The organism is bacterium (assembly GCA_021159335.1).
Classification (GTDB): Bacteria; UBP14; UBA6098; order B30-G16; family B30-G16; genus JAGGRZ01.
Window position 1 is genome coordinate 17,426 of record JAGGRZ010000080.1, and the last position, 13,400, is coordinate 30,825.

Annotated in this window: 10 protein-coding genes and 1 tRNA gene; 8 read left to right on the plus strand and 3 right to left on the minus strand. The window is 43.2% G+C overall.

Translation table 11 applies throughout. From position 1 onward, the window contains the following. Positions 1-21: 21 nt before the first annotated feature. The 5 genes from J7J62_04670 to J7J62_04690 all read left to right on the plus strand — a co-directional run bounded on the left by J7J62_04670 (position 22) and on the right by J7J62_04690 (position 6,940). Complete coding sequence (locus J7J62_04670; GenBank protein MCD6124446.1) at positions 22-4,401, plus strand: DNA-directed RNA polymerase subunit beta'; 4,380 nt, start codon at positions 22-24, stop codon at positions 4,399-4,401. A gap of 84 nt (positions 4,402-4,485) precedes the next feature. Further along, positions 4,486-4,860, plus strand: coding sequence for a 30S ribosomal protein S12 (locus J7J62_04675; protein MCD6124447.1), 375 nt, complete (start codon positions 4,486-4,488; stop codon positions 4,858-4,860). Positions 4,861-4,901: 41 nt separating this feature from the next. Further along, positions 4,902-5,609: a tetratricopeptide repeat protein gene (locus tag J7J62_04680; protein MCD6124448.1), complete on the plus strand. Its 708-nt coding sequence runs from the start codon at positions 4,902-4,904 to the stop codon at positions 5,607-5,609. Between the two features lie 165 nt (positions 5,610-5,774). After that, positions 5,775-6,176 carry a hypothetical protein gene (locus tag J7J62_04685; GenBank protein MCD6124449.1) on the plus strand — a complete coding sequence of 134 codons (402 nt, stop codon included), beginning with the start codon at positions 5,775-5,777 and terminating at the stop codon, positions 6,174-6,176. Continuing rightward, positions 6,173-6,940 carry a lipoate--protein ligase family protein gene (locus J7J62_04690; GenBank protein ID MCD6124450.1) on the plus strand — a complete coding sequence of 256 codons (768 nt, stop codon included), beginning with the start codon at positions 6,173-6,175 and terminating at the stop codon, positions 6,938-6,940. Before J7J62_04685 ends, J7J62_04690 begins: the two co-directional genes overlap by 4 nt. Before the next feature lie 10 nt (positions 6,941-6,950). On the opposite strand, the gene buk is transcribed toward J7J62_04690, so the two are convergent. Further along, complete coding sequence (buk, locus tag J7J62_04695) at positions 6,951-8,018, minus strand: butyrate kinase (GenBank protein ID MCD6124451.1); 1,068 nt, start codon at positions 8,016-8,018, stop codon at positions 6,951-6,953. A 76-nt stretch (positions 8,019-8,094) separates the two neighbouring features. On the opposite strand from buk, the gene J7J62_04700 reads away from it, so the two are divergent. Then, a complete protein-coding gene (locus J7J62_04700; protein MCD6124452.1) occupies positions 8,095-9,096 on the plus strand; it encodes a hypothetical protein in 1,002 nt (333 codons plus the stop codon). Positions 9,097-9,119: 23 nt separating this feature from the next. Here the strand turns inward: J7J62_04700 and J7J62_04705 are convergent. After that, positions 9,120-9,204, minus strand: a tRNA-Leu gene (locus J7J62_04705). 58 nt (positions 9,205-9,262) lie between these two features. Between J7J62_04705 and J7J62_04710 the strand changes: the two genes are divergently transcribed. Beyond that, complete coding sequence (locus J7J62_04710) at positions 9,263-9,802, plus strand: NYN domain-containing protein (protein ID MCD6124453.1); 540 nt, start codon at positions 9,263-9,265, stop codon at positions 9,800-9,802. After that, on the plus strand, positions 9,799-11,871 hold the full coding sequence (locus J7J62_04715) for a hypothetical protein (GenBank protein ID MCD6124454.1): 2,073 nt from the start codon (positions 9,799-9,801) through the stop codon (positions 11,869-11,871). Before J7J62_04710 ends, J7J62_04715 begins: the two co-directional genes overlap by 4 nt. Before the next feature lie 3 nt (positions 11,872-11,874). Here J7J62_04715 and J7J62_04720 read toward each other — a convergent pair whose 3' ends face one another. Next, on the minus strand, positions 11,875-13,380 hold the full coding sequence (locus J7J62_04720; GenBank protein ID MCD6124455.1) for a T9SS type A sorting domain-containing protein: 1,506 nt from the start codon (positions 13,378-13,380) through the stop codon (positions 11,875-11,877). Between the last annotated feature and the right edge of the window lie 20 nt (positions 13,381-13,400).

Sequence of the window (13,400 nt, forward strand, 5' to 3'; positions counted from 1 at the left end):
CTCTACTGGGGGTGATAAATTATGCCAGTGCAATTCGCAATAAAGGACAAAAAGGATGAGGCACAGAAATTTACGGCTATTCAGGTCAGGCTTGCAAGCCCTGACACTATTCGTTCGTGGAGCTATGGCGAGGTTACTCGCCCTGAGACAATAAACTATCGGACTTTTAAGCCTGAAAATGATGGTCTTTTCTGTCAAAAAATCTTTGGTCCCGTAAGGGATTTTGAGTGTGCATGCGGGAAGTATAAAGGTAGCCGATACAAAGGTGTTGTGTGCGACCGCTGCGGTGTTGAGGTTACCCATTCGCGCGTCAGGCGTGAGAGAATGGGACACATTGAGCTTGCAGTTCCAGTAACCCACATATGGTATGTGAGAACAACACCCTCATACATAGGAACACTTCTCGGACTTTCGTATACTCAGCTTGACCAGATAATCTACTACGAGAGCTACATAGTTACTGACCCTGGTGACCCAGCGGTTACAGGCCTGAAATACAAGCAGCTTCTCTCAGAGCAGGAATACAGGGAGCTTAAGGCCAAGGGGCTTGAGTTCGAGGCGATGATGGGTGCTCCCGCAATAAAGAAACTTCTTCAGCAAATAAAACTTGATGAGATTGCTGCCGAACTGCGCTCAAAAATAAATCTTGAGAAAACCGAGCAGCAGAGAAAGATTTTGCTTAAAAGACTTTCAGTAGTCGAGGCTTTCAGGCTATCTGGCAACAGACCCGAATGGATGGTTCTTGAGGTTATACCGGTATTGCCACCAGAGCTTAGACCGTTAATCCCACTTGAAGGCGGAAGGTTTGCTACATCGGACCTTAACGATTTGTATAGAAGGCTTATCAACAGGAACAACAGACTCAAAAAGCTTATAGAGATACAGGCTCCTGAGGTTATACTGCGCAACGAAAAGAGAATGCTTCAGGAAGCGGTGGATGCGCTTATAGAGAATGGTAAGGTTACCACTGCGGTAAGAGGACAGAACAAAAGACCACTTAAGTCGCTCTCGGACTTCCTGAGGGGCAAGCAAGGCAGGTTCCGCCAAAACCTTCTCGGTAAGCGAGTTGATTACTCGGGAAGAGCAGTTATAGTTGTTAACCCTAACCTTAAAATCTGGCAATGCGGACTTCCCAAGACTATGGCGCTCGAACTTTTCAAGCCATTCTTGATAAGGAAGCTTGAGGAGAAAGGTATAACGCAGAATCCTAAGACAGCTAAAAAGTATGTCGAGCGTGCTCGTCCTGAGGTCTGGGACCTTCTCGAGGAGGTTACAAAGGACCATCCGGTGCTGCTAAACCGTGCACCAACACTTCACAGACTCTCGATTCAGGCTTTCTATCCTGTATTGGTGGAGGGTAAGGCAATTCAGATACATCCCTTAGTCTGTGCCGCGTTCAATGCTGATTTCGACGGTGACCAGATGGCTGTTCATGTTCCGCTGGGATTTGAAGCACAACTCGAAAGCCACATTCTTATGATTTCTTCGAACAACATTCTTTTACCGGCAAACGGTAGTCCTATAGCATCGCCGAGCCAAGACATGGTTCTTGGTATATACTACATGACTAAGATGAAACCTGGCGATAAAGGCGAGGGTAAAGTATTCTCATCGCCTGAGGAAGCAATTATAGCTTACGATCAGGGTCTTGTTGGCGTGCATGCGAAGATTTTCGTCAGGATGCCAGCTCAGAAGTTCCACTTCGTTGTCGAGGATGGGATGAAGGTGAACGAGGGTGACCTTATAGCACGAATTCCTAAGTATCCTCGCAGGATAAAGAAGAGAGGAAGAGAGAAGAAGTTTGAGATAGACTATGTCGATATAAAGGCTCCAGCTGCAGGTACGGTCAAACTCAATATCAGTGTGGATATTAAGAGAAATTCAGTTGTTACTATAACTTCCGAGGATGGAACAGAGCATGCGATAAGGGTTCCTCATGCTTATGTGGAGACTACTGTAGGAAGAGTTCTTTTCAACAGCATTCTGCCACCGGAACTCGGGTTCAGGAATCAGCTTATGAAGAAGAGTACACTTAAGCAGCTTATATCCGAAGCGTATGATATAGTTGGCATAAAGAGGACTGCGGAATTTCTTGACAGGATTAAGGAGTTCGGCTTTGAGGCAGCTACTAATGGCTCGATATCCATAGGTATGGATGACCTTATAGTTCCTCCTGAGAAGGAGAAGCTTATTGCCAAAGCTCGAAAGGAGATAAAGAAGATTCTTGAGCTTCGTCAGAAGGGTGTTATAACCGAAAAGGAACGATATAACAATGTGATAAGCGTTTGGATGTCCACGCAGGAGCAAATTACCAAAGCGTTATTCGATGTACTTTCGAAACATAAAGGCGGTTTTAACCCTCTTGCTATGATGGTTGATTCAGGAGCGCGAGGCAGCCAGGACCAGATAAGACAGCTTTCGGCACTAAGAGGGCTTATGAGCAAGCCTCAGAAAAGAATGGTAGCCCAAACCATTATTGAGACCCCCATCCTCTCGAGTTTCAGAGATGGGTTGACGATGATAGAGTACTTCATCTCGAGCCATGGTCAGCGTAAGGGATTAGCTGATACCGCACTTAAAACAGCTGATGCCGGATATCTAACGCGCAGGCTCGTGGATGTTGCTCAGGATGTTTACATTACTGAGGAGGATTGCGGTACCATTCGAGGAATCGAGCGGAGAGCTCTTAAGGACGGAGAGAAAGTTATAATACCTTTAAGAGATAGGATTATGGGCAGGTATGCCGCCGAGGATGTTTACGACCCTGTTACTGGCGAGATTCTGGTTGAGATGAATCAATACATTACTCCAGAACTGGCGCGTCTTATCGAGGACAGAGGGATAGAATCAGTGAGAATTCGTTCGGTTCTTACCTGTGAGTCTCGTCGGGGAGTTTGTGCCAAATGTTTTGGTATGGACATGGCTACGAGACAACCAGTTTCGATCGGAGAAGCAGTGGGAATAATAGCTGGAGAGAGTATAGGTGAACCTGGAACCCAGCTTACGCTGAGGACATTCCACATTGGTGGAATAGCGGCTGCTGAGACGGAGCAAACCGCATTGGTCACGCGTTATGCAGGGAAAGTAGAGTATAGTCATCTTAAAGTTGTGCCTGACCCGGAAGGAAGAGGTAAAGGTATTGTTATGAATAGAACTGGTGCGCTCATTCTTACGGATAAGCAAGGGCTTAAACATAAGTATGAGGTTCCTTACGGCGCAAGGCTTATGGTGGAACATCAGCAGGAGGTTGAAAAGGGCGATACTCTCTACGAATGGGACCCTTACATTAACCCTATTCTTTCCGATGTTGAGGGTGAAGTTGAGCTGGTCGACATAGTTGAGGATGTAACGGTAAAGGAGATGGTCGATGAGGCGACGATGACGAGGGAGCTCGTTGTTATTCAGTTCAGGGAAAAGAAGCTCAATCCGAGGGTACTCATAAAGAAGGACGGCAAGGTTATTGCAACCTATTATCTACCGACGGATGCGCACATACTCGTTAAGAATGGTCAGCATGTGAAACCGGGGCAGCCGCTGGCGAAGCTTCTGCGCGCTATAATGAAGACGAGAGACATTACTGGTGGTCTTCCGCGTGTTACCGAGCTTTTCGAAGCGAGAAAACCTAAGAATCCAGCGATAATAGCTGAGATAACGGGCACGGTGAAATTCCTCGGTGAGTCCACCAAGAAGCCCGGATTTAACCTCATAATCTACGGTGACCAGGGTGAGGTGATGGAGTACTTCATTCCGCGAGGTAAGCATATTCTCGTTCAGGATGGTGACCATGTTGAAGCTGGTCAGAAACTCGCTGACGGTTCGATAATACCTCATGACATTCTGCGCATAAAGGGTGAGGAAGCAGTAATGAATTACCTTCTCGATGAAATTCAGAAGGTTTACGCATTTCAGGGCGTTTCCATAAACGACAAGCACATTGAGATAATAATCCGTCAGATGCTTCGCAAAGTTCTAATTATCGATGGTGGCGACACAAAGTTCCTTGAAGGTGAGCAAGTTGACAGATATAGAGTTATCGAGGAGAACGCACGAGTACAGGCGCAGGGTGGTCGTCCGGCGACATTCCAGCCACTACTTTTGAGCATCACGCGAGCAAGCCTTACCACGGAGAGCTTTATCTCGGCAGCTTCTTTCCAGGAGACTGTAAGGGTTCTTACACAAGCTGTTGTTGCTGGAAAGATAGATTATCTGCGTGGGCTCAAAGAAAACATAATTATAGGCAGACTTATTCCAGCAGGAACCGGATTCAGGAAATACGCGAAGATACGACCTGATACGAAACCATTGGACGAGTCCGAAGAGCGCGACTTCATGGAAAAGCACTTCGTTATTGTGACACCTGAGGAAATAGAAGAAAGGCATCAACTCCCTATAGAGCAGTGATTTTTACTTGCGAGCAGGGCTTTTATAGGTAAATTTGGGAACTGATATAAATTTTGGAAAATAAAATTTTGGAGGAGAAAGATTATGCCAACGATAAATCAATTAGTTAGATCGCCAAGGAAGAAGGTAACGAAGAAGTCTAAGTCGCCGGCACTTCAGGGTTGTCCCCAGAAGCGAGGCGTTTGCATAAGGGTTTATACCATGACGCCCAAAAAGCCTAATTCCGCGCTAAGAAAGATAGCGCGAGTAAGACTTACGAATGGTATAGAAGTTACGGCTTACATTCCTGGCGAGGGACACAACCTTCAGGAACACTCCATAGTTCTCGTTAGAGGCGGGAGAGTCAAGGATTTGCCGGGTGTTAGATATCACATTATCCGTGGTGCGCTTGACGCGAGCGGTGTCGAGGGGCGCAGAAAAGCGCGGTCAAAGTACGGAACCAAAAAGCCCAAGAAATAGTTTTTTGTCTTAGTTTCTGAAATCAAAGCTGGGGGGATAAAATGCGTTCAAGGGGTGAACTGGCTATTTTATTGATATTTGTATTTTTTGCTTTTTTTGCGGGATGCTCGTGGTTCAAGCTTAACGAGGCTGAATACTCCAAAAAGGCTGATGAGGCATACTCCAAGGGACTTTACAAGGTAGCAAGGCTCTACTATAAAACTCTTGTGGTTAAATTTCCCGAATCTGAGAAAGCGGATTTTTATAAAGAAAGGCTTGCTGACATACTTGTGCAGCTCGCTCTTACTGCGCCCAAAGACAAACTTGTTGATACATATTTACACGAGATAGAAGCATTAAATCTTCCCGCCAATGATACCGTTCTTTCGTGGCTTAAATATCGTAGAGCCAAAAAAGTAGAGAATGAGTCGGAACGAGATAAGCTCCTTTCGGAGATAACCTACGACCAATACCTTCTTGCAGCTCAGTACGAACTTAACAGAAGCAAGTTTCCGGAGGCTTTGACAATATATGAGGATGCCATAAAGTATCACAAAGGCGAAAAAGAGCTTTATAAAGCGCTATTTCTTGCAGGGTTTATTTCCTCGGAGTATGTTAAGGATACAGCAGCCGCAAGAAAATATTTCGAAGAAGTGGTAAAGAATTATCCCGACTGCGACCTTGCAGATGATGCTCAATGGATGCTGAATAACATGGGTAAACCACCTGAGGAGGTGATGTTCCTGCCGGATACCGCAACTAAAAAGTAAAGACAACTCGGTTTAAATAGGATTTGAAATTTTTGTCTGGCCTTGCCGATGGGCAGGGCTTTTTAATGGCTTGTTCTTGTGGCTAAGTGAGAATTGGCTTGAAAATAGTGTGTTTCGGAATTATTATAATCCAGCTAATTTATGAAAATAGCGGAGGGCGAGAATATGAGGAGAGCATTGCTTTTGATTTATATGATTTTGCTTGCCGGGATATTGTTTGGTTGTGCGTCAGCGGCACCAGCAAAGAAGAAAGAAGCACAGCCGCCGCAAACAAAGATGACCCCAGATGATTTCGTCAATCTCTATGTTGACCTGTCAATCGTTGCAGAAAAATTCCTTGAGGACAGCGTTAGACTTGCGCAAGCGCAGGATAGCGTATTTAAACTTCACAATGTCACCCGGCAAAGGTTTGAGGAGTTCAGGAAAATGATTGATGAGGACCCGCAGAAATGGGGCTTTATATGGCAGAAAATAATTAAAAAACTCGAGGAACTGGATAAGAAGAATAGCGAAAGCACTATAGAGGAAAAGAGTAAGCCAGCCAAGGAACAATCCGGTGAAGAATGAACAGGACTACCATACCATCTTTTCTTAAAGATTGTAAAGAAGTAATATTTTCAGGGGACAGATGGCTTGTTGTTGTTGACCCACCGCTTTCCGGTGAAGAGAATATGGATAGGGACCGGAAGCTTCTTGAGTGGGCTTACAGAGACCAATGGGCCGTTCCAGTGCTTCGATTTTTCCAATGGCGACCGCCGGCGGTGTCCATAGGTTTTATGCAGCCGTTTGAGCAGATAGATATTAATAAATGTAATAGGCTTGGTATAGATGTCGTCAGGCGCCCAACGGGTGGTAAAGCTATATATCATCACACTGAATTCACATACTCTGTGACACTTCCGCCCTATCATCCCCTTGCGAAGATGAGTGTTCTTGAAACCTACAATTTCATTAGCCGCGCGCTGGCATTGGGATTAAGATACATTGGCATAAATGCAAAGCTTTCGCACGGAAGCCCAAAGGTTTCAAAAAGAAACCCATCATGTTTCTCGTCGACATCGCGTTACGAGATAGTGGTTGACGGCAAGAAGTTGGTTGGTAGTGCTCAAAGGCGCCGTTTTGGCGCAGTCCTTCAACAGGGTTCAATTATAGCTGGTCCTCAGTATCTTTTGCTTTCGGAGCTGGTGGCACAGGATGGTGAACTGGTCAGCAAAGAGCTTCAGGAGCACAGCACTTATATTGAGAAAGTTTTAGGCTACATTCCGCTATACGAAGATTTTGTTGAGGCTATTTTGCGTGGCTTTAGTCGTGCTTTTGAGACTTCTGCCTGAGTTCTTTGGATTATTTATATTCTTTCGGCTGTTCTTCGCCTCTTAATACTCGCAGGGCTCCGAGTGCTAAGGCTTCCATTTCGTCCTCACCCGGGAAAATGAAAACTGGTGCGATCCAGTCTATGCGCTCCTTTATCCAGTCAATAAACCAGTTGTTGTGTGCTATCCCACCGGTTATAAGTATTGCATCGACCTTGCCAGCAAGAACCGCAGAATACGCTCCTATTTCCTTTGCGATCTGGTAGGCCATAGCTCTGGCATACAGTTCTGCTTTTTCATCACCAGAATCGATTCTTCTCTTTATTTCTTCCATATCATCGGTTCCAGCAAGAGCTGTTAGCCCACCACGCTTTATAAGCTGTTGCATCATCTCTTTTTCGGTGTATTTGCCCGAATAGCAAAGCTTTGCCAAGCCCGTTATCGGAAGAGTGCCGCATCGTTGAGGCGAAAATGGCCCTTCATCGTTTGCATTATTCACATCGACCATTCTGCCCTTTCTATGGGCAGTTATTGATATCCCGCCGCCGAGGTGGGCGACAACAAGGTTTAAGTTCTCGTATTTGTCACCTATTTGCTTGGCGTATTTTTTGGCCACCATCTTTATGTTGAGCGCGTGGGCAAGACTTTTTCGCGGTATCTCAGGATGACCGGAAATTCTTGCAAGGTCGTCGAATTCATCTACGCTAACCGGGTCAACTATGAAGGCTGGGATTCCGAGCGGCTCGGCGATATCGGCGGCGAGAAGGCAACCTATGTTGCTTATGTGGTCTGCTTGGACTCGGCCTTCTTTGACATCTTCCTTCATTTTTTCGTTAACATAGTAAGTCCCGGATTCAAGCGGTTTGAAGGGACCTCCTCGACCGACCACGGCTGACAGAGTTCTAAGGTCAATGGAGCGCCTCTCGAGCACCTCTTTTATTGTCTTGGCTCTAAAAGGGTATTGTTCCCATGTGCTTTCGAATTTGGATAGCTCCTCTACTGGGTGTTTTATTGATTCAGTGAATACAGGCGTTTCATCTTCAAAAAGAGCTATTTTTGTTGAGGTTGAACCGGGGTTGATGGCTAATATTTTGTACATAGGACCTCCTTTTTGAGAACACACTTGCAATTCACTATGTGAGTATTAATATTAGATTGAATCATCGGGATACAAAATGAAAAATGAGCTTGGAAAATATGATATCGTTCTTCTTTTCTCAGGCGGTCTTGATAGTTTGCTTTCAGCAGCGATACTTAAAAAGCAAGGGTTGAGTGTATTAGCGCTTAAATTTGTCCATCCTTTTCTCCCCAAGGTACTCGAGCTTTCCGAGAGATTTTATGTTGAGTCACAGGTCGGGGTTGATGTTCTGGAGGTTCCTACTGATGAGGATTACTTGCGGGTTATTCTGAATCCTCGCTTCGGTTATGGTTCCAACGCCAATCCATGCCTTGATTGCAAGATTCACTTTTTTAGGCGAGCGTGGGAGTTTGCCAAGAGAGTTGGTGCTCGTGGTCTTGCTACTGGTGAAGTTCTGGGGCAGAGGCCATTTTCGCAGAGGAGGGAAACGTTTTACCTTATCGAGAAAGAAGCTGGAGTTTCGAGGATGGTTGTGCGGCCACTTTGCGCGAAACTTTTACGACCATCAGTGCTTGAGGAATCAGGCATTGTTGACAGAAATTTACTTTATGGCATAAGTGGTCGTTCAAGAAAACGGCAGATGGAGCTGGCAAAACAATTTGGTATAAAAAAGGTTCCTACACCTGCTGGTGGATGTCTTCTTACCGACCCCGGCTATGCAGCTCGGTTTTTTGACGCCAAATTACATGGGGAAGTTGATTTAAGGAGCTTTCTACTTCTTAAAGTAGGACGACACATGCGGATTGGCGGGGTTAAGGTCGTCGTCGGGAGGAATGAGCACGAGAACAGGATTTTGCGAGAGAAGTTTTCAAGCGGATGTTATGTTCTCGAACCCGTCGACGGTAAGGGACCTACTGTTTTGGTGTGGAAAAATGCTGATGATGAAGTAGTTACGGAAGCGGCACGGGTTCTTGCGCGTTATGTGAGAGGGCGGAGATATGTTGAGGTGCTTGCGAGGTCTCCATCAGGTGATGAAAGGAAGCTCGTTGTAGAGTCTATGCCGGAAAAATGTGTTGATAAGTTATTGATAGGAGATTGACATGAAAAAGATGAGTTTTTTATTGCCGGGGGCGGGACTTGAACCCGCACGAGCATTACGCTCACTAGCCCCTCAAGCTAGCGCGTCTGCCAATTCCGCCACCCCGGCGGTCGATGTTATTATATTTATAGGCTCTTTTTAAGTCAAGAGGATTTTAGGAGGCATCATGGGAAAGCGCGTTGTAGTGTTTATCGACGGCAGCAATCTTTATCACGGCATGAGAAGTTCGCTTGGGAAAATAAATATTGATTACGCATCATTTGTCAAAAAATTGGTTGGCGATAGAGAACTTGTGAGAGTGTATTATTATCTTCCTACCGTCAACAAGGACGAAGCCGAGGACCAGTATAAATCTCAGCAGCGCTTTTTATCCTACCTTCTTGATATACCATACTTTCATGTCAAATTTGGGCGTTTGGCACGTCAGGGCAATCATCTTATAGAAAAGAGTCTTGATGTTCAAATAGCGGTTGATATGGTTAGATATGCAGCTAACGATTTATATGATATAGCCATACTCGTTAGCGGTGATGGGGACTTTGCACCCGCCGTGGAGGCTATAAAGGAAATGGGGAAACAAGTTGAAAATGCTTTTTTTCTTAACGAGTCATCTGTTCATTTGAGACAGATTTCCGATAAATTTATAGAATTTACTCCAGAATTTTTGGAGGGGTGTATTTTTGTTAAGGAGGAAGGCGATAAATGATAAAATTTACAAAGTATATATATTTTATAATTAATTTTCTTTTGATGGTTTTTGTTGTTACAATAAGTGGTGCTATTTTTTCGTTGGGTGATAGAGGGCCTGAATTTTTACGTATAATGTTTTTCCCAGCGATACTTCTGGAATATATATACTACAGCCTAATAATATATTTCGTTTATCTTGGCAAAAGATTTGTAAAAGATAGGTTTGTAAACTACCTTATAGCATTTGTCCTTATGAGGCTTTTTCTTGCTGTAAGCTCAGGTATTGTTTTTAGGATGGTTCAAGAGGAGGTGGATTTTCTGCAGGGTTTTTGGGCAGCAATGTATGGAAACACTTTGATATATATGATTCAAATACTTTCTGTACCGTTTTTAGCTTATCCATTTATATTCACATATACACGCATTACAAGAATAAGAAGGATTTCAGAAAGATATGCCATGTCTGAAAAGCTGAAGGGAAATATAATTAATACAGAGGAATTAAAATATATATCATTGCCAATTTCAACTGGGCTGAAACTTACTGGAACTGTATCCGTATCAGATAAACCTGAAATTCCTGATTGGATAGTTTTACCAAGCATTGTACGCGATAGAATATATAAAGCTATTGAAGGAAAACATATAAGCGAAATAGTGGGTGTAGAGCAAGTTGGCGAGGCTGAAATTGTGGCTGAAGAAAAGCCGTTGGCGGCCGTGGAGGAGAAAGGTATCGAGGCTGGGGCTACAGAAGCTAGCGAAGCGAAGCCATTTACTGGTGAAGTTGAAATGGTTGAGTTGGCAGAGGGTGAAAAGGTATCGGAAAAACCAGAGGAAGTTGTTGAGGCAAAAGAGGAGAAAGGGCCAGAGGAAATAGAGGTATTGGAAATTTTTCCTGAAAGGGAAGCGAAGGCTGAAATACCTGAGGCATTCGAGTTTGAGAAAATGGAAGAAACAGGGGAGGAGGAAGTCGAATATACAATAAATTCGTTGGATGATAAGGTTTCAATATCAATAAGAGAGCTTATCGAACTTAACACACCGAGCGAGGCAGCGAGTGCACTTGATAGCCTTATAAAACGCGGAAGCGATTTTACTATACAGGTTCCGCTTAGGGATATATTGGATTCACTTAAAACCGGCAGCGTTAAATTTAATGTAGAAAAGATATATGATGAAGTGCCCATTGAAATTGTCAACTTCGTGACAAGGAGGCAGGTAACTGACCTTGGAAAATATGAGTTAACCATGCCTGCTGAAAAAATAATAAAAAGGATAAATCCCGAGCTTCGTAAGGAACTCGGATTAACTGGTGAGATCGCCCATGAAGTTCCATCGAAAGTTATATCTATCGATAGCGTTCTATCCGATATAGAGAGCGAAGCGAACACCTTAAATTACAGATTTAAATATGAATATATCGATGATGTATTGTTTATAATTCTGGTTTCAAATGAGCTTGATATAGAAAATGTGGAAGAAGTATATAATTTGGTCTCTTGGATGACCCGAATCGACATTCCAGAGCTTGGTAAGAGGTTTAAGTTGCTTTTGACCACATCGTCCGTTGATGTTGCCTGTCTTTGCAGAGTCCCGATGAGGACAAATCTGGATTGTATAGTAATGCTTTCACCGATTGCGGCTGATAAATTAAGTATATTCACCGATATGGAAAAAGTATCCCAAAGAATTCCTGAGTTTGCAGATGTGCAGAATCTTTCCAGGAATGTATTTGAGACTATCGAAATATCTGACATTAAGGAAGCTTCTGATATAGGTGGCTATAGCGGTTTTTGGGTTAATGTGCCTGGTAAAACGATAGCAGTTATATCCGAAAAGGATTCAAGTATGGATAATATATGTAAGTTAGCTACGATAGGCGACAAATTAACTGAGATAATATCTGGTTTGGGAAAGGAATTTTCTATATGGCGATTTTTGTTTATATTTTCTACTGATTGGTCGCTTGGTGCATGCGCTGTTCCAGGTGGTGTCTTGGTGTTTGAACCTGCCTTAGGTATAGGTGATGAAAAGCTTATTGATGAAGTAAAAAGATTATTTGAACTTTTTAATCCTCAACGGTAATTCTTAGGGCATATAAAGAAGCTTTCTTATATACTGTTTATCATTCATCTTTACCCTAACGAAATATATCCCTGGAGATAATTTTCGAGGTTTCCATAGTATGGAATTCTCGTTTATCCGAATTATGTCACCGTTAACTTTGTTTCCGCGCAGGTCGAAAAATTCAACTACCTCAATCTTAGTTTCACCAGACCACAACTTACAGAATGTCTTAAAAGGATTTGGATAAATGTTTATATTTTCGCGGAACCTTACATTTTCAGCTATGTGCGACCGTGGGTTAAAATTCACCACGCCTACATCGCTTATAAATTCATTGTAACCATCTCTATTTATGTCACCTAATCTCACAAAAAAGTGGGTTGGGGCCATTACGGAATCATATATAGTCAAACTTGTCGGACTAATGAAGTTGTAAAAATATAACATATACAATCCAGGTGAAATTTCTTTATACGAGTAAATCATTGTATCGCCATAGGATAAAGGTATAATTGGTTTTTCGCTAAGATTGTGTGATATAGGAAGAATTAATGATAGCGTATCTACGTGATTGACAAAACTATCTCCATTAAGATTCCAGTAGGAAAGTAATAATGGATGTATTCCATCGCCTATTGTGTTTAGAAATTTGTATATGTCATCTTTGCCATCATGGTTTATGTCTAATGTGGGCATATCACGATATAAAAGAATAAAATTTACGAAAAGTGAATCGTCATAACAATTTGTATCGGCATATATGAATTGTGAGTCGCTTTGTATAATACATATATAGTATTTATCCCATAAAGTATCCACAGACATTAGAATTAGCAGTTCAGGCAAACTATCGCCATCGAAATCTTCTATGTGCCAGAGTTTTGCATAGTTATGGGGTTCAAACGACCATTGATGCACTAAATTTGCTCCAGAACTTGCTCCATAAAATAGATATATATAACTTTGCTTTCCCGATGGCCTATTGTGCGTTGAGATTACTATAAAATCGTCAAATCCATCCCCATTGTCATCTCCAATGGAACCAACAATACCGAGTTGTGCGCTTGAATCATCGAAAAAATGCCAGCTATCGTTCCAGAATCCGCACGAACCAGTTGGCCTCCCGAACCACATGTCAACAAATCCGTTGTATGGCGATGATCTCCTGGTGAAACTGAGTATAACATCTCGCGAGCCATCTCCGTTAAAATCGGCGCAGGCGTATCCTGTGAACCAGTACTCAAGCGGGTAACTCGATGTGGGCGCAAAACCAAAAAAGTATATAAATACGGTGCTATCAAGCAGTGTATCACCAGGATATAATCTTGGAGAAAAATAGTTAGTGGCAAGATTTATAAATATAAAATCATCTACTCCGTCACGGTCAAGGTCGCCGGTAGGGACTATATACTTATTTCTTGGGGAGTAAATCCTGTGAAACGACGAATCGATTATTGAGAAACCAAGGTCTTGGCATATGGCTATAGAAATTAAAAGAGCGAAAATTGCGTATCTGATGTTTTTCATGGACAAGCTCCTTTTTAGTT

Excerpts from the sequence above, each read along its gene's own strand:
- J7J62_04670 (MCD6124446.1), top strand. The coding sequence starts at position 22 with ATGCCAGTGCAATTCGCAATAAAGGACAAAAAGGATGAGGCACAGAAA.
- J7J62_04675 (MCD6124447.1), top strand. The coding sequence starts at position 4,486 with ATGCCAACGATAAATCAATTAGTTAGATCGCCAAGGAAGAAGGTAACG.
- J7J62_04680 (MCD6124448.1), top strand. The coding sequence starts at position 4,902 with ATGCGTTCAAGGGGTGAACTGGCTATTTTATTGATATTTGTATTTTTT.
- J7J62_04685 (MCD6124449.1), top strand. The coding sequence starts at position 5,775 with ATGAGGAGAGCATTGCTTTTGATTTATATGATTTTGCTTGCCGGGATA.
- J7J62_04690 (MCD6124450.1), top strand. The coding sequence starts at position 6,173 with ATGAACAGGACTACCATACCATCTTTTCTTAAAGATTGTAAAGAAGTA.
- buk (MCD6124451.1), bottom strand. The coding sequence starts at position 8,018 with ATGTACAAAATATTAGCCATCAACCCCGGTTCAACCTCAACAAAAATA.
- J7J62_04700 (MCD6124452.1), top strand. The coding sequence starts at position 8,095 with ATGAAAAATGAGCTTGGAAAATATGATATCGTTCTTCTTTTCTCAGGC.
- J7J62_04710 (MCD6124453.1), top strand. The coding sequence starts at position 9,263 with ATGGGAAAGCGCGTTGTAGTGTTTATCGACGGCAGCAATCTTTATCAC.
- J7J62_04715 (MCD6124454.1), top strand. The coding sequence starts at position 9,799 with ATGATAAAATTTACAAAGTATATATATTTTATAATTAATTTTCTTTTG.
- J7J62_04720 (MCD6124455.1), bottom strand. The coding sequence starts at position 13,380 with ATGAAAAACATCAGATACGCAATTTTCGCTCTTTTAATTTCTATAGCC.